The sequence below is a fragment of the Collinsella sp. UBA1693 genome, assembly GCF_002320115.1.
Classification (GTDB): domain Bacteria; phylum Actinomycetota; class Coriobacteriia; order Coriobacteriales; family Coriobacteriaceae; genus Collinsella; species Collinsella tanakaei.
Genome location: NZ_DCJT01000010.1, coordinates 62057 through 78464 on the forward strand (window position 1 = coordinate 62057; position 16408 = coordinate 78464).

A 16408-nucleotide genomic window follows, 5' to 3' on the forward strand; every position below is an offset into this window, starting at 1 on the left:
CGTTTGCCGCTACAATGGCAAGGTTCAACCTTTGCGCAAAAGAACAGGAATCAAACCCCATGGCATCTCTTGCTGACCAGATCTCCTCGCGCCGCACGTTCGCGATCATCTCGCACCCGGACGCCGGCAAGACCACCCTTACCGAGAAACTGCTGCTCTACACCGGCACCATCCAGTCCGCCGGCTCCGTCAAGGGCAAGCAGAACGCCCGCCATGCGGTGTCCGACTGGATGGACATCGAGAAGCAGCGCGGCATCTCCGTTACCTCGTCCGTATTGCAGTTCACCTATGGCGGCTGCTGCGTCAATATTTTGGATACCCCCGGCCACCAGGACTTCTCCGAGGATACCTACCGTACCCTGATGGCCGCCGACGCCGCGGTCATGGTGATCGACGGCGCCAAGGGCGTCGAGGCCCAGACCAAGAAGCTCTTTCGCGTCTGCGCCCTGCGCGGCATTCCCATCTTCACGTTCGTCAACAAGATGGACCGCGAGACCCGCGACCCCTTCGACCTTATGGAAGAGGTCGAGAACGTCCTGGGCATCCGCACGTACCCCATGAACTGGCCTATCGGCAACGGTCGCGATTTCCGCGGCGTCTTCGATCGCGCCAGCCGCCACGTGCTGGCCTTTGAGGGCGACGGCCGCGCCAACGGCACCAAGAAGGTCGAGGAAGTCGAGGCGACGCTGGGCGACGCCGCCCTCAACGAGCTGATCGGCGAGAACAACCATAAGAACCTTATGGACGATATCGAGCTGCTGGACGGCGCCGACTCCGAGTTCGACCTGGACGCGGTGCTTTCCGGCAAGCTCTCGCCCGTGTTCTTTGGTTCCGCCCTCACCAACTTTGGCGTCGAGCCCTTCCTTAAGGACTTCCTGCGCCTGGCACCCGGCCCCTCCACGCACGTGGACTCGCTCAGCGGCGAGGTGGTGGAGCCCACCCGCGAGGAGTTCTCCGGCTTTGTCTTCAAGATCCAGGCCAACATGGATAAGAACCATCGCGACCGCATCGCTTTCGTCCGCATCTGCTCGGGCAAGTTCGAGCGCGGCATGGAGGCCTACCATATGCAGGGCGGCCGCAAGATCAAGCTGGCTACCGGCACCACCATGATGGCCGATGACCGCGCGATCGTGGACGAGGCGTACGCCGGCGACATCGTGGGCCTGTTCGATCCGGGCATCTTCAGCATCGGCGACACCCTGTGCGCCGGCAAGAAGCACGTGCAGTTCGCGGGCATCCCCACCTTCGCGCCCGAGCACTTCGCCCGCATCACCCAGGTGGACACCCTGAAGCGCAAGCAGTTTGTGAAGGGCATGGAGCAGCTCGCCATGGAGGGTGCGGTGCAGATCTTCCGCGAGTTGGGCGCCGGCATGGAAAGCGTTATCGTCGGCGTGGTTGGCACCTTGCAGTTCGAGGTGCTGGAGCAGCGCTTGAAGAGCGAGTACCACGTTGAGGTGCGCCGCCAGCCGCTGCCCTACACGGATATCCGCTGGATCTTGAACGAGCCCGGCAGCATCGATATCGCCGGCCTGTCCCTCACCCGCGATACCCTGCGCGTCGAGGACATGCGCGGCGGCAAGCTACTGCTGTTCACCAGCCCGTGGAACGTCGACTGGGCCACCGACCACAACAAGGAGCTCAAGCTCTCCGAGTTTGGCAACGTGGAGTTCTAACGCTTCTTTGGGTCGCCCTGCCCGCCGTCGGGCGCGATCATTTTGATGAAACAACAAAAAAGGACGCTTTTTAGGCGGTGAACTTGCCTGAAAAGCGTCCTTTTTGTCTTCTCATTATAGGGGTGCGCGGGGAACGTGTGCCGAGAGCGTGCGCCGGGGGCGCGCAGGGGCGCGGTCTGGGGGCGCTCCGTTGACCACCTGCAAAGATGCGCCCCTCTGGCCATTCTTACCCCAGCATGCCGCTGGCGACGGAGACCAGGGCGATGATGACGCCGACGATGGACTCGCCGCCCAGGATACCGGATGCCACGATGATGCCGGATTCCTCATGCGTGGTCTCGGCGTCTGCGGCGGTGGCGCGTCGTGCACCGATGCGGTCGTAGACCGCCTTGATGAGGGCTCCCACCGCGGCGGTGAGCGACATGTAGAACGGCAGGTAGATGCCAAGACCCAGCATCATCGAGGGGATGCCCAGGCAGTACAGGGCGATGCCCGCGATAATGCCGATGCCGAACCCGGCGACGCTGGGGATGCCGGAGACCATGGTGGCGACCACGCTGGCCTGGGCGGAGACGAAGAGCTTGCCGGGGCCGAAGGCTTCGGCGCCGTACGCGCCCAGCAGCGCCGCCATGACGGCGACGGAGACGATGCAGCCCAGCAGCGAGCCGATCGCCTGACCGCGCCACAGGTCGCGCGGGTTGGTGCCGATGATGGCGCCGGTTTTGAAATCGCTCATGACGTCGCCGGCAAGACCGCACGCGATGGCGATGATCGCCGCGACGAAGAACAGCTTCACCTGGTTATGCTCGCCCATGGCGGCGATTACCAGAAGGACGATGAGGCCGAAGATCTCCATGGGGTCGATGCCGGTCTGACCCACGGATTGCGCGCTCATGATGGTGGTGACAAAGGCGAGCGCTACAACCACAACGGCGGCGATAGGGGAGAGCCCCAGCACCAAACAGGCCAGGCAGGCGGCGGCTGCCGTGAGGAGGCCCAGCGCGCCGGTGTCCATGCGGGAGAGGCTGCCCAGCTTCTCGGGTTTATCGTCCGCATCTTGCGCGGCGCCCGTCCCGGTGGCGCGGCCGCGCTTAAGGTAGCCCGCGGCCTTGGGCAGGATGTCCTTGATCACCACGCCCAGGCCGGATCCCATCATGAGACCCATGCCCAAACTTGAGACAATGCCCTGCGCCGTCGCGACGTCCCACAGTCCGGTGGCGCTGCCGCCCACGATGATGCCAAAGTTGCCGATGAGCGCTCCCGCGAACCAGAAGGCTACCGCGGCTCCACCTACCAGAAAGCCCACGGAGCACAGCATGGGCGAGTTGTAGAGCGCGAAGTTCACGCCGGGAATGGGCAGCGCTGCGACCATGGCGGGGATCACGCCCGCCACGTCGCGCAGGGCGCACCAGATCCCCGCCAGCGCCATGGAGCCAAAGAGCTTCTTGCCCGTGGCCCCTCCCGCGCTGCTGGCCAGCAGGGTCTGCGCCGCCGCGGTGCCAATGGGATATTCCAGGTTGGACTCCTCCACAAAGCGACGGCGGATCAGGGCGGTGCATACCAGGCCCAAAAGCGTGCCGGCGAGCGCCACGGCCAAAAGCTGAGGCAGGCTTACCTGCTCGTCGAGCCCCAGCATCCAGATACCGGGGATGGTGAAGGCCAGCCCGCCCGCCACCATGGAGCCGGCGGACATGATGACCTGGGTGATATTCGCTTCGTTGAGGCTTTTCCTGCCCAGCGCCCGCAGCACCACCAGGGCGGTGATAGAGGTGAAGATGGTGGGCCAGGGCAGCGCTCCCATCTTAAGGGCGGTGTACACGGACGACGCCGTGATGATGACGCAGCCCACGCATCCGACAACAATGCCGGCAGGCTTAAGCTGCTCGCGCGATTCCGCGCGACCGTTCGATGTATTCATCTGTTCTCCTTCGTATATCCGCTTCCCCTGCAGCGGGAAGTCGGGTTACGGCTTTAAGGACCGCTATAGTATAGACGTCGACCCCTCGCGCGGCGCCGTTATTCGGCCCCCGCGTCGATATATGTTTGGAGACCCCATATGGAGCACATAACGGGCGCGTCTAGGGATGCGTTTCGCCCCTGCACCCTGCTGGCCGTTGACCTTGGCAACACCACCACGCGTTTGGGCGCGTTTTTGGACGAGGAGCTCCTGGGTACTTGGGACATCACCACGCCTGCGGCGCTTACCGCGGACGAGGCGTTCTCGCATATCTCCCACGCCCTGGCGATGTTGGGCGTCGCTACTCCTTCCGAGGCCATCCTTGCCAGCGTGGTGCCGTCGCTTACGGACGCGTGGCGCACGGCGCTGTCCCGCGTTTGCGAGGGCCGCGTCTACGTGGTGGGGCCCGGTCTCAAGAGCGGACTTCGCATGCGTATCGACGATCCGTCCGAGGTGGGCGCCGACCGCGTGGCGGACGCCGTGGCGGCCCGCGACGCCTACGGTTCGCCCGTGGTCGTAGTGGACCTTGGCACCACCACCAACATCGAGGTCATCGATGGGGACGGTGCCTTCGCGGGCGGCGTGATCGCCCCGGGCGTCGCTTTGGGCGCGCGGTCGCTCGCGGCAGCGGCGGCACGCCTGCCGGTGATCGAGCTGCGGGCCCCGGCGGGCGTTATAGGTCGCAACACCCGTGCCGCGATGCAGTCCGGCGTGGTGCTGGGAGAGGTCGCTCGTGTGGACGGGTTGCTTGACGCGGTTATGGCGGAGCTGGGGCAGGAGGCCCCGGTGGTTATCACCGGAGACGGCGCGTCCGGTTTGGCGCCGCTGCTGGCCCATGCGGTGGTTGTGGACAACACCCTGACCCTGCGCGGGCTTTACCGTATCTGGGCGCATGGCGCTGCCCCGCGCTCGCGGAAGCGATGCGATTGAGATATGACGGAGATGCATATGGAAAATAACGACGAGCTTGCAGCTGCCCCGACTGCGCCCTTCGCGCCTTCCGTGCGCGAGCATGCTAAGACAGTCGGCGTGGTGCTCGAGGGCGGCGGCTTTCGCGGCATGTATACCGCGGGCGTGCTCGATGTGTGGATGGAGCACGGCCTTGAGGTCGATGCCATGGTGGGCGTTTCCGCAGGTGCGGCGTTTGGCTGCAACTACAAATCCCGCCAGATAGGCCGTGCGGTTCGCTATAACAAGCGCTTCTGCACGGATCCGCGCTACGCGGGCCTGCGCGTGCTGCTCAAGACGGGCGACCTTTACAGCCGCGACTTCGCTTATCGCGAGGTGCCGTTGAAGCTCGACGTATTCGATACCAAGGCCTTCTCGTCCAACCCCATGCGCTTCACCGTGGTGTGCACGGATGTGGAAACCGGGCGTCCCGTTTACCGTGATCTTCATGGCGGCGATGTGGTCGATATCGATTGGATTCGCGCGTCCGCCTCCATCCCCGTGGTGTCCCGCCCCGTGGAGCTTGAACACGAGGGACGCATGTTGCGGTTGCTGGACGGCGGCGCGGCGGATCCCATCCCCGTGGCATGGATGGCGTCGCAGGGCTACGCCAAGCAGGTTGCCGTGCTCACCCAGCCTAAGGGTTTTCGCAAACAGCCCCAAAAGCTCATGCCGGTGATCCGCCGCGCGCTACGGGGCTGCCCCCGCGTGGTCGAGCTGCTCGAGGGGCGCCACGAGCGCTATAACGCGCAGCTTGACGACGTCGCCGAGCGCGAGGCGGCGGGGGATCTCTTTGTCATCAGGCCCAGCGAGTCGGTGAAGGCGCCGGCGGTGATCAAGGACCCGCAGGAGCTCGAGGACATCTACCAGGTGGGGCGCCGCGACGGCGAGGCGACCTACGGGGACCTGCTGGCGTATCTCGCACGCTAGCCCCATGCGCACCATGAAAGGACGATGATGATCGAAACTCTCCAGGTACCGCTTCTGCTGGTCGCGTCCAAAGGGGCCGATTCAGAGCGCGTCGCCTCCGTTGCCGCCGCGACCGGGGCCAAGATCGCTGAAGGCGCTCCGGACGGTGCCTTGGCGCTGCGGTTGGACGAGGGCGGCCTTTCGCTCGAACGCGACGGCATGGTGCTGCGGGGCGACTTTGCCGATATGCTTCCGCGCCTCAAGCAGGCGAACCTGTCGCGAGAGCTTTTGGTGCGCGCTGCCAAGATCAAAGGCGCCGTCTCGCCCACGGCGGTCGATGCGACGGCGGGCCTGGGACAGGATTCCCTGCTCCTGGCCGCCGCGGGCTTTACCGTCACCATGTTCGAGAGCGATCCGGTGATCGCGGCGTTGCTGCAAGACGCCCTGGACCGCGCCGCAACCGATCCCCGCCTGGAGGGGCTCGTCGCCCGCATGACGCTGGTGCGCGCGGACAGCATCGCCGCGCTTCCCATGATCTCCCCCGCGCCCGATGTGGTCTATCTCGACCCCATGTTCCCCGAGCGCACCAAGAGCGCTGCGGTTAAGAAGAAGTTTCAGCTGCTCCATCATCTCGAAAGCCCATGCGAGGACCAGGAAGAGTTGCTTCGCGCGGCCTTGCTGGCGCATCCGCGCAAGGTTGTCGTCAAGCGCCCGGTCAAGGGCCCGTATCTTGCCGGCGTCAAGCCAAGTCATACGGTTGCGGGCAAGGCTGTGCGCTACGACTGCATCGTGCCCCCGCGCCCTTAAGCTCGCCCCTTAATCTGCTTGCCCTATGGATAGGCGCCGCGGAGGGCGTACGCGGGCGGGGCGGGGGTACATATCCATGCAGGCTTTGGTTTGCCGCGCGCCCGCGGGCGCGATCGAGTGAGAGGACTATCCCCATGTGCACGGGTATGCGGTTCAACGATACCGAAGGCAACATGTTCTTCGGCAGAAATCTCGACTGGACATTCGACTATGGCGAGCGCGTGCTGGTGATTCCCCGCGGTTTCAAGCCGGCTTCCCCCTTTGGGGCGACGGCCGAATGCTCCCATGCGCTCATAGGCATGGGTTTGGTGGAACAGGGGCAGCCCATGCTGTTCGATGCCGGCAACGATGCCGGGCTCGCGGTCGCCGGCCTCAACTTCCCCGGGTACGCCGGGTATGAAAGCGCGCCGCAGGAGGGGAAGACCAACGTATCCGCCTGGGAGTTCCCACTTTGGGTCTGCGCCAACTTCGAAAGCGTCGACCAGGTCGTCGATGCCCTCCAAACCACGGCGATCGTGGACGAGCCCATCGCTCCCCAGTGGCCTTCCGCCCTGCTGCATTGGATCGTGGCGGATCGCACGCGCTCGGTCGTGGTGGAGTATACCGATGCGGGTATGCAGGTCTTCGATAATCCGGTGGATGTTTTGGCGAACCAGCCCGGTTACAGCTGGCATGCCGAGAACCTTCGCAACTATCTCAACGTTTCCAACGCGTGGGGCGGCGAGGGGTCCTTTGGGCGCCCGCTCGCCCCGTTTGGCGCTGGTGCCGCCCAGCGCGGGCTTCCCGGCGACTACACGTCCCCTTCGCGCTTTGTCCGCGCCGCGTACGTAAACGCCAATTATCCTCAAAAGGAGCGGGAGGCCGCCAACGTGAGCCGCATGTTCCATTCGCTTTCCCAGGTAGCGATGGTCGAGGGTAGCGCGATGGCACGTGACGGCAAGACTGAAAAGACGCTCTATACCGGATGCTTCTCGTCGGCTACCCGTACGTATTACTTCAATACGTACGAGGACGTATCGATTCGCTCTTACCGTTTGGACGAGTATCCCCAGACGGGCGATGCAGTCATCGAGGCGTAGGTCCCCGCGCCGCTACATCGTCCGCCTGAGATACATGACGCCGTAGGGAAGTAGCGTCAGCGACCCCTCAAGTTCCAAAAGGTCTCCCGTTTGCGGATAATCTGGCGCGGCGTTGGGGTCGTCGGCGCACGGTGCGCTTGCCAGAAGTACCTCAAAGCGTCCGTTGAGCGTTCCATCGTTCAGGGTGAATGGGCAGTCCTCGGCGTTGACGGCAACAAGCACGCGCTCGGGCGCCTGTTCGCCCTCCGCGGCGGCGTCGCGCTCAAACAGCAGTTGCTTGTTGGTGATCACCACGTTGCGATACGTGCCATGGCACAGCGCCCGCGATGCGCGGCGAACGTGGTTGAGCTCGCAGATGTATGCGGTGAGCTGGTTGGGGGCGCCGCCGCCTTCCCAGCCTGCGGCTAGGTGCTCCAGGGCGTCTGCCGCCGGCGCGTCAAGCTGCGGGCGAATCTCCACGTCTGCCAGGTAGCCCGTGCCCTTTTGGCCCAGCTGGCCCCATTCGCTGCCGTAGTACAGGCACGGGATGCCCGGCATGCCAAAAAGAACGCCATAGGCCCCGCGGAGGTGCTCTGTGCAGGTAAGGATGCTTGCCAGACGCGTTACATCGTGGTTGTCCGCAAAGCTCACCAGGTGCTTGCCGCGGTATATGCACCAGGGATCGCCGCCAAACTGGCGGTGCAGCGAGTGGGCGATCTCAAACATGTTCATGGAGTTGAAGCTGGAGTACAGGCCCTTATAGCATTCGTAGTTGGTGCACGAGTCCAGCATCTCGTCATTAACGATAAGGTTGTAGTCGCCGTGCAGCACCTCGCCGATCAACGGAAAACCGTCGCCCGCCTCGCCGTCAAAGCGGGGCTCTGCCCCCAGCTCTCCCGCTACTTGGTGCAGGCGCTTCACAAAGTCGCGGTCCAGGCTGTAGGCGACATCAAGGCGCAGGCCGTCCACGCCCAGCTCGCGCTTCCACATGCGCACGGCGTCGAGCAGGTAATCGATGACGGCGGGGTTGCGCAGGTTGAGCTTCACCAGGTCCTGGTTGCCCTCCCAGCCCTCGTACCAAAAGCCGTCGCCAAAGTGGGTATCGCCGTCAAAGCTGATGTTGAACCAGTCTTTATAGGGAGACTCCCAGCGTTTCTCCTGCACGTCTCGAAAGGCCCAAAAGCCGCGTCCCACGTGGTTGAATACCGCGTCCAGAACCACGCGCACCCCGCAGGCGTGCAGCGCGTCGACCGTCTCTTTAAAGTCTTGGTTGGTACCCAGTCGGCAGTCGATGGTCAGCATGTCGCGTGTGTTGTATCCGTGCGTATCAGAGGAGAAGACCGGGTTGAGCAAAATGGCGCCCACGCCCAGCTTGCCCAGATAGGATGTCCAGTCAATCAAGTGCCGTACGCGATGCAGCGACGCCTGCTCTTCCTGCGCGGCGTCATCATCGATGGCGGGGGCGTCAAAGGGGCAGCCGAGCATGCCCAGCGGATAGATCTGATACAAGGTGGTGTCGAATGCCCACATAAGAAGTCTCCCTAGAGTCGCCGGGGCGCAATGCGCGGCATGGCTTTCGCTTGCTGGCCCGGGCCGGTGGTGCCTGTATGCTTAAGGATAGTTCGCCCGCACGGGCGCGGACGGCGCATATCGCCCAGCGGCGCAATAGGTGGTACCGTTACAGGGCATGGCGGCGCATCGACGCGGAGGACGGTGACGCACGCGGCGGATAAGGCGGACGAGAAAGGGCGAGGGTTCATGGCTAAGGCATTCGACCAAAGGCAGATGCAGGCGCTGGCAGCCAAGAAGGCGGCGTTTCGCGCGGCGCCGCTTCACAACGTGCGCGCCTCCAAGGGCATGGGCCCCAACAAGGCGTGCGGCCACAAGGGCGGCATCTGCCGCCAGGGATCAAAGCGCGGCTAAGACGGCTTCGAGCCGGATGCAGGGTGCGCCGGGGCGTCTGCGCGCTAGAGCCTGCCCGCTACAGCGTGCATGATAAACAGGACAATGCCCATGGCAAACAACGTTGCATGCGCGGTGACGGGGGAGTTTAGGCGGCATTTGACGCTTGGGTGCATGCAAGCGCCGGACAGCGCGAAGAGGGCGAGCGACGCCCAGCCCAGCGCATAGGCCTCTGGTCGTGCGCCGGAGCCGTAGGCCATGGCGGCCAAGCCGTGGACGGAAGAGGCGGCGAGCAGCACCCTGCCGATTGCGACGTGTCCGCGGCCCAGCCCAACAGAGTCCCCGCCTGACTTCAGCTTCGCGCGGACCGCCTGGATGACAAGCGTCGCCAAAGCGCCAAGGGCGACTAGGGCAGAGGCGATCTCGATAATAAGGACGGGTTTCATACGGCATCCTTTCTTGAAAGGGGCGCACAATGCACCCGCTAATCGGCCAAGAAAGTTAACCATATAAAACAAATATGCCAGTAGAAGAAAGTTTACCGTGCATAACTTTCCCACAACGCCCTATTGGCAGGAGCATCCCATGCCAGATGCGTCGGCGGGCGAGTCGGCGGTGTCCAGGCCCGCTTCTATCTCGCGGTCGCGCACAAGCTCAAGGGCGGCGATCGCGCATTCGAGCATGCCCTGGTCCGCTACGTTGGTGGTGATGCGCTGCATCTGCATGCCGGGCCATAGCACAATCTTGACCAGGGGGTTATCGGGGTGCGCGCCGGCCCATTTCACGGTGACTTCGTAGGATGCGCCGGCGACTAGGGGCAGCATCACCAAACGCGACGCGAAGATAAAAAGGTTGCGGGCAATCCCCTGGATGCCCCACGCGTCCGCCAGCTGCGCCACGGGCACCAATGAGTGGACGATGATGGCGATGGTGACGGTCATGACAAGGAAGGCGGTGCCGCAACGCACGTGCAGGCGCGAGTAGCGCGCGGCGTTTTGGGGCGTGAGGGCGTCGCCGTGCTCGTAGCAGTGGATGGTCTGGTGCTCGGCGCCATGGTAGCCAAAGACGCGAGCCATCTCCGGAAAACGGCCGCACAGCCAGATATAGCCAACCAGCAAGGCGATGCGCGCCAGCGCCTCGACCAGATTCCAGGCAACGGAGTTTTCCGGCGTGAGCTCGCCCATGATGAGGTTCGATAAAAAGACCGGCAGCGCTAAAAAGACGCCCACGCCCACCACGGCGCCCACCGCGCTTGCGATGAGAACATCCAGATGCATGCCATCGTCCGTATCATCCTTGGCGCATGCGCCGGCATCGTCGGCTCCGTCCTCATCCGGATATGCGTGCTCCGCGGCGATGTTCATGGCTTTCAGCGAGAGCTGCATGGACTGAACAAAAGAGACGCAGCCGCGCACCAGCGGCCAGGACCACCAACCAGGGCGGCCGGCGGGGTCGGGAAGGTCATGCGCTTCGGTGTAGATCTGCCCGTTGTCCTGGCGCACGGCGACGGCCCAGTTGAGCTTGCCCCGCATCATGACGCCCTCGATCACGGCAGAGCCTCCAATGTGGGTGCGAAACAGCTCGCCGTCTTCTGCTGTGCCCTCGTTGGTGCGTGCGCTCATGGTGGTCTCCATACTCTTGCATATCAACGCGCATATGCGTTGGCGGTCAGGGTGGCTTTGGCGTTGCGGAGCCAAAGCGGTGCCATCAACCATACCGCAACTAGGGGTGGGTGCGGCTAGAACAGGGCGAAGAGAACCGCAACCACCACGGCGGGCAATAAGTTGGCAACTTTGAAGGTCCGCTCCCAGATGAGGTTTACACCCACGCAGAAGATGAGGATTGCGCCCACGGTGGAGAGGTTGGCAATAGCCGCGGCGGACATGATGGGCTTGATCAGGCGCGCGAGCAGGGTGAGCGACCCCTCGAATATAAAGACGGGTATGGCGGAGAAGATGCAGCCCTTGCCCATAGACGCCGTCATAATGCAAACAAGCAGCGCGTCGATGGCGCCTTTGAGGATGAGGGTGGAAGGGTCGGCGTTGATGCCGTCTTGGATGGATCCCACAATCGCCATGGCGCCTATGCTCACCGTGAGCGACGCCGTGGCAAAGGCGTCTACAAATGAGGAATCTCCCGCGCTGCCCGTCTTATATTTGAGCCATTCGCCAAAGCGGCCAATCTGGTGCTCCAGGTTGATCCACTCGCCCACAAGCGCTCCGGCAGCCAGCGACACCACGATCATAGCGGTGCCGCCGCTTACCAGCTTGCCGTCGGCAACGGAGAGCATGCCGCCAAGAGCGCCGGCGAGTCCCACAAAAAGCACGCTCAAGGCCGTCGCCTTCATAAGGCCGTCTTGCAAGCGCGGGGTGATGAACCTGCCAAAAAGCATGCCGGCGATGCCGCCGGCGACAACCAAGGCGGTGTTGATAAGCGTGCCAAGACCGATCATGTGCGGACTGCTCCCATCCAAATGGAGCGCCGCTGCCAAACGTTGGTGCGGCGCCCGTATTCATTCAATGAGATGGTAGCAAACTCAAGCCGGGCTAGCGCAGTCTCGAGGCCGCCCGCACTGCTTGGAGGGCGGCTTTCTGCGCGCCGGCTGGGGACGGCAGGCCGCGGCCGGTCTGCGCCCGCTCTATCGCCTTGGCAAGAAGCCCGGGGTCATCGAGTTGGTTTGCAGTGACGTGGATGGTGGTGAGGCCCGGAAACGCGCTGGCGTCAACGGGCGCGCTGGCGGGGTCATCGGTCACTTCAAAGGCAACGTGTAGATCGGGCAGGTAGAGCGCCATGATTTCTCCCATCGGTTGGCGTGGCGGGGCTATGGTTGCCCCCGGTGCGGAATACCCTACCTGTCCTTGCGCACGGTTAATCTCCCCCAAACCTCGTCCAAATCTGCACAGGGCAGCATGGCACCCCCTGGGGGTGTGACGTTGCGGATGGAACGCACATAAAACATGCGCAATCTGCCCTTTTCCTTTGGTGGCCGTGCGAGTTCACGTGCTTGACATAATCCGTCGCGCGTGCGCGCGATGCCCGGGGTTCAGGCATAATTGCTGGATGCACTCTATCGAGATAAAGGCAAAAGAACGGGGGATGAGCCGCGCATGCAGCAAATACAAGCGTTTGGTGCGGATTATGACGAGTACCGCCGTGACGAGTCGCGTGTCCAGGGCGAGGCGGAGAGCATCTCGTTTCCGACGACGGAGGACGAGGTCTCCGCGATTCTTTCCAAGCTGGCGGCTTCCGGCACCGCCGTGACCGTGCAGGGGGCTCGTACGGGCCTGGCCGCGGGCGCGGTGCCGCACGGTGGGCACGTGATGAACCTGTCCCACATGAACCGCTGCCTGGGCGCGCACCGCGGTGGGGACGGCACGTTCTACCTCACGGTGCAGCCCGGCGTCATCTTGTCGGAGCTGCGCAAGTACCTGGCAAATAAAACCGTTCCCTGCACGGGTTGGGCGGATGAGGACCTAGAGGTGCTCGAGCAGCTCTACGCCGCGCCCACCCAGTTTTTCCCCACGGATCCCACGGAGGCCTCCGCCTGCCTGGGCGGCATGGCGGCGTGCAACGCCTCCGGTGCGCGCAGCTACCGCTACGGTCCCATGCGTCCGCACGTGAGCGCGTTGCGCGTGGTGCTGGCTGATGGCGACGTGGTGGCGCTCAAACGAGGCGAGGCCCACGCGCGCGGACGTGCGCTTACGCTTGAAACCGTGGGCGGGCGCTGCATTTCGGTGCCCCTGCCCGCCTATGCCATGCCGGCGAGCAAGAATGCTTCTGGCTATTACGTAGAGGACAACATGGACGCCGTCGACCTGTTCATAGGGTCGGACGGTACCCTGGGCGTCATTACCCAGTTGGAGCTGCGCCTATCCGCGTTGCCGGCACTCACCTGGGGCGTCAACTGCTTTTTTATGGACGAGAAGTCCGCGCTCAACGCAACCATCGCTATGCGCGACAGGCTTCCTCGCGCCGCGGCGCTGGAGTATTTCGATGGCGACGCGCTCGACGTGCTGCGTTCCCAGCGCGAGCGCTCCGCTGCCTTCTCGTCCCTGCCTGCGGTGCCAAAGTCCTATGCCGCCTGCGTGTACGTGGAGCTCGAGTGCGATGATGCCGGCCAAGCTGCTGCGGACCTGCACCTGTTGGGCGATCTTTTGGACCAGTGCGGGTCGAGCCCCGCTTATACTTGGGTCGCCCGTACGGACGTGGACCGCGAGCGCCAGCGCTTCTTCCGCCACGCCGTACCGGAGAGCGTCAACATGCTGATCGACGAGCGCAGGCGTACCGACCTCTCGATTACCAAGCTTGGCTCCGATATGTCCGTTCCCAACGAGCGGCTGCATGAGGTGGTGGCGTTGTACCGCGACACGCTTGCTCAGGCGGGCCTGCAGTCTGCGGCGTGGGGCCACATTGGAAACAACCACCTACACGTGAATATCTTGCCGCGCAGCGCGCAGGAGTACGCGGCGGGCAAGCGCCTATTCGCCCAGTGGGCGCGCGAGGTGACCGCGATGGGCGGCGCGGTTTCCGCAGAGCATGGCGTGGGCAAGATCAAGCGGGACTTCTTGCGCATCATGTACGGCGACCAGGCGATCGCTCAGATGGCTAATACCAAGGCGGCGCTGGACCCCCAGGGAATCTTGGGTCGCGGCAACCTGTTTGACGAGGACGAGCTCGACGCGGCCGTCGCCCGCGCGAAGGGAGGCGAGCTGTGATGCATATCGTTGTGTGCGTCAAAGCGGTGCCCGGCAGCACCGAGGTCAAGATGGACCCCAAGACCAATACCATCGTCCGCGACGGAGGGCAGGCGGTTATCAACCCGTTCGACGCCTCCGCGCTGGAGACGGCCCTTCGCATCAAGGATGCCGCCGCGGAGCCGGCGGACGTGCGAGTGAGCGTTCTGTCCATGGGCATTCCCGCCACGGCGGATTTGCTGCGCGATTGCATCGCCCGCGGCGCGGACGATGGATTGCTGCTGAGCGACCGCGCCTTTGCCGGAGCGGATACGCTGGCGACCACCTACGCGCTGTCACGCGGTATCGAGGCGTTGGGCGGCGCCGATCTCATCTTGTGCGGAAAGATGGCCGTCGACGGCGACACGGCCCAGATCGGTCCCGAACTTGCAGGCACGTTTGAGTGGCCGTGCGCGACCGATGTTGTCGAGGTTCGCGGGTTGGAACCGATGTGCGCATGCGTGCGCGCTAACACCGATCGCGGCGTGGCGTCGCTGGCCGTGCCGCTTCCCGCCGTGCTGACGGTGTCCAAGGACATCGCCGATTTGCGTATGCCCAGCATCGCCGGCATCATGGCGGCGGAGGGGGTCTCGATCGAGGTTCTCGACGCGAAGCGCTCCGCGTCGGACGCGCGCCGCATTGGTTTGAGCGGGTCTCCCACGCAGGTGGTGAGGTCGTTTGTTCCCGATCGCGCCGACGGCGCCGTGACCGTTCCGGGCGATGCGGCCGAGCAGGCATGCGCTTTGGCCCAGCTGATTGAGGGGATGTCGCTATGAGTGGCTTGCTGGTAGATAGAGACCTGTGCATAGGCTGCGGCCTGTGCGTCAAGGCGTGCGGCAACGCCGGTATCGTTGTGGAGGGCGAGCGCCCCAACCGCTTCGCCCACGCCACCGATGGGTGCATCCTGTGCGGCGCGTGCGTGCAGGCATGCCCCAAGAAGGCGATTTCCATCGCGCGCGATGAGGATGGGGACGAGACCCCGCAGCAACGCGCAAGCCGCCTGGCGGCTTATAAGGATGTTTGGGTGTTCGCGCAGGTCGACCAGACGGGCCGCGCGCTTCCCGTGGCGTTCGAGTTGCTGGGCCGCGCCCGCGAGCTCGCGGCTATTCGCGGCTGCCGTGTTGTCGCCCTGCTGGGCCAGGGCGCCGCCGCCCCGCAAGACCAGGCTCCAGCGCTGCTCGCGGCAGGTGCGGACGAGGTCTTGCTGTGCCGCGATGACCGCCTGGCAACCTTGGATGCGCGGGTCTACGCGCATTGGATCTGCGATATGGCGGGCGAGCGCAAACCGGAGATCGTCTTGTACGGCGCCACCGCATTTGGACGAGAGCTCGCGCCGGGCGTGGCCGTCCGGCTGCAAACGGGCCTTACCGCGGACTGCACGGTTCTCGACATCGATCCCGCCACGGGCCTATTGCAGCAGACGCGCCCTGCTTTTGGTGGCAACCTCATGGCCACCATCGAATGCCCGCAGCATCGCCCCCAGATGGCCACCGTTCGCCCGGGCATCTTCGCTGCTCCCCAAGTAGATGCTTTGCATGCCGAGCGCGGCCGCATCACCCAAGTCGCCCTGGCCGACGCCTGGCGGCCGAGCGTGCGCGTGGATGCCATCGAGCATGCCGGCGCGACGGACGTCATCACGGACGCCGATGTATTGGTGGTAGCGGGTCGCGGCATCGGTTCCAAAAAGAACCTAGCGGTTGCTCAGCGGCTGGCAGATGCTCTGGGTGGCAAGCTTGGCTGCACGCGCCCCTTGGTGGAGTCCGGTTGGTTGGAGTACTGGCACCAAGTGGGACAGACCGGTGTGTCCGTATCTCCCAAGCTCCTCATCAGCCTGGGTGTCTCCGGCGCTATCCAGCATGTGGCGGGAACGGGCGGCGCGCAGACCGTGATCGCTGTCAACGAGGATCCGGACGCCCCCATCTTTGGATCCGCCACCTATCGCGTGGTGGGCGATTGCGTGGAGGTCGCCCGCGAGCTGACGGCGAGGCTTCAGGCTTAGGCGTGGCGCCGGGCCCGGATAGGGTAGGGCGAAGGCCCTGCGGTACAAATAAGATCATCAAGGGCGGTCGAGTTTTTCGTCCGCCCTTTCTATGCGGTGGCGAAGGTCCGTCTCGGTACCCGGTTTCAAATCGGGTGCCGAGACGGGCGTTCCCGAGCGCGCAGGCGTCCGTTCCGTCCCCGAGTTTGAGATCGGGTGCCGAGACGAACGCACCCGATTCTCTTGCATGGTCGCTCCGGCACCGATTATTAATCTCGGTGCCGAAAAAGCAATACGACCCGTATTAACATCAGGCTCGAGTCCCCGCTCTTTTGCTCGATACCGTTGGCGCGTGAAATCTGCTCCTTTGCAGGAAAGATGACGGCGCCCAGTATTTGCTCACACTTGATTCTGTATAAAGGTAATACCTATTACCTACTACC

General features: G+C 64.1%; 15 protein-coding genes. 9 read left to right on the forward strand and 6 right to left on the reverse strand.

Annotation, left to right across the window (positions count from 1 at the left end; genetic code table 11):
• Positions 1–59 precede the first annotated feature (59 nt).
• Entirely contained in the window at positions 60–1673 is a 1614-nt protein-coding gene (locus B3H65_RS04630; RefSeq protein WP_286684320.1) for a peptide chain release factor 3, read from the forward strand.
• Between the two features lie 226 nt (positions 1674–1899).
• On the opposite strand, the gene B3H65_RS04635 is transcribed toward B3H65_RS04630, so the two are convergent.
• The gene (locus B3H65_RS04635; protein WP_286684321.1) at positions 1900–3591 is read right to left on the reverse strand and encodes an OPT/YSL family transporter; all 1692 of its coding nucleotides are present in this window, start codon (positions 3589–3591) and stop codon (positions 1900–1902) included.
• Positions 3592–3729: 138 nt separating this feature from the next.
• Here B3H65_RS04635 and B3H65_RS04640 point away from each other — a divergent pair, with 138 nt between their 5' ends.
• From B3H65_RS04640 to bsh, 4 genes are all read left to right on the forward strand, one after another.
• Entirely contained in the window at positions 3730–4560 is an 831-nt protein-coding gene (locus B3H65_RS04640; protein ID WP_286684322.1) for a type III pantothenate kinase, read from the forward strand.
• Between the two features lie 18 nt (positions 4561–4578).
• A complete protein-coding gene (locus tag B3H65_RS04645) occupies positions 4579–5508 on the forward strand; it encodes a patatin-like phospholipase family protein (protein ID WP_286684323.1) in 930 nt (309 codons plus the stop codon).
• Between the two features lie 27 nt (positions 5509–5535).
• Positions 5536–6294 carry a class I SAM-dependent methyltransferase gene (locus B3H65_RS04650; protein WP_270481200.1) on the forward strand — a complete coding sequence of 253 codons (759 nt, stop codon included), beginning with the start codon at positions 5536–5538 and terminating at the stop codon, positions 6292–6294.
• Positions 6295–6428: 134 nt separating this feature from the next.
• Positions 6429–7373 carry a choloylglycine hydrolase gene (bsh, locus tag B3H65_RS04655; protein ID WP_286684324.1) on the forward strand — a complete coding sequence of 315 codons (945 nt, stop codon included), beginning with the start codon at positions 6429–6431 and terminating at the stop codon, positions 7371–7373.
• A 12-nt stretch (positions 7374–7385) separates the two neighbouring features.
• Here the strand turns inward: bsh and B3H65_RS04660 are convergent, their stop codons facing one another.
• Positions 7386–8882 (reverse strand): alpha-amylase family glycosyl hydrolase, encoded by a 1497-nt coding sequence (locus B3H65_RS04660; RefSeq protein ID WP_286684325.1) that lies wholly within the window; start codon positions 8880–8882, stop codon positions 7386–7388.
• Positions 8883–9110: 228 nt separating this feature from the next.
• On the opposite strand from B3H65_RS04660, the gene B3H65_RS04665 reads away from it, so the two are divergent.
• Positions 9111–9275: a hypothetical protein gene (locus tag B3H65_RS04665; RefSeq protein WP_009142151.1), complete on the forward strand. Its 165-nt coding sequence runs from the start codon at positions 9111–9113 to the stop codon at positions 9273–9275.
• A 44-nt stretch (positions 9276–9319) separates the two neighbouring features.
• Here the strand turns inward: B3H65_RS04665 and B3H65_RS04670 are convergent, their stop codons facing one another.
• The 4 genes from B3H65_RS04670 to B3H65_RS04685 form a co-directional block, all read right to left on the reverse strand.
• A complete protein-coding gene (locus B3H65_RS04670) occupies positions 9320–9700 on the reverse strand; it encodes a hypothetical protein (protein WP_286684326.1) in 381 nt (126 codons plus the stop codon).
• A gap of 120 nt (positions 9701–9820) precedes the next feature.
• Positions 9821–10876 carry a DUF1385 domain-containing protein gene (locus B3H65_RS04675; RefSeq protein WP_286684327.1) on the reverse strand — a complete coding sequence of 352 codons (1056 nt, stop codon included), beginning with the start codon at positions 10874–10876 and terminating at the stop codon, positions 9821–9823.
• A gap of 116 nt (positions 10877–10992) precedes the next feature.
• A complete protein-coding gene (locus B3H65_RS04680; RefSeq protein WP_286684328.1) occupies positions 10993–11706 on the reverse strand; it encodes a DUF554 domain-containing protein in 714 nt (237 codons plus the stop codon).
• Between the two features lie 94 nt (positions 11707–11800).
• Positions 11801–12046 carry a hypothetical protein gene (locus B3H65_RS04685; RefSeq protein WP_009142155.1) on the reverse strand — a complete coding sequence of 82 codons (246 nt, stop codon included), beginning with the start codon at positions 12044–12046 and terminating at the stop codon, positions 11801–11803.
• A gap of 315 nt (positions 12047–12361) precedes the next feature.
• On the opposite strand from B3H65_RS04685, the gene B3H65_RS04690 reads away from it, so the two are divergent.
• From B3H65_RS04690 to B3H65_RS04700, 3 genes are read left to right on the forward strand one after another with little or no spacing between them, the layout of a single operon-like run.
• The gene (locus tag B3H65_RS04690) at positions 12362–13969 is read left to right on the forward strand and encodes an FAD-binding oxidoreductase (protein ID WP_286684329.1); all 1608 of its coding nucleotides are present in this window, start codon (positions 12362–12364) and stop codon (positions 13967–13969) included.
• The gene (locus B3H65_RS04695; protein ID WP_181973247.1) at positions 13969–14763 is read left to right on the forward strand and encodes an electron transfer flavoprotein subunit beta/FixA family protein; all 795 of its coding nucleotides are present in this window, start codon (positions 13969–13971) and stop codon (positions 14761–14763) included. Before B3H65_RS04690 ends, B3H65_RS04695 begins: the two co-directional genes overlap by 1 nt.
• Positions 14760–15986 (forward strand): FAD-binding protein, encoded by a 1227-nt coding sequence (locus B3H65_RS04700; protein WP_286684330.1) that lies wholly within the window; start codon positions 14760–14762, stop codon positions 15984–15986. Before B3H65_RS04695 ends, B3H65_RS04700 begins: the two co-directional genes overlap by 4 nt.
• Positions 15987–16408: the final 422 nt, after the last annotated feature.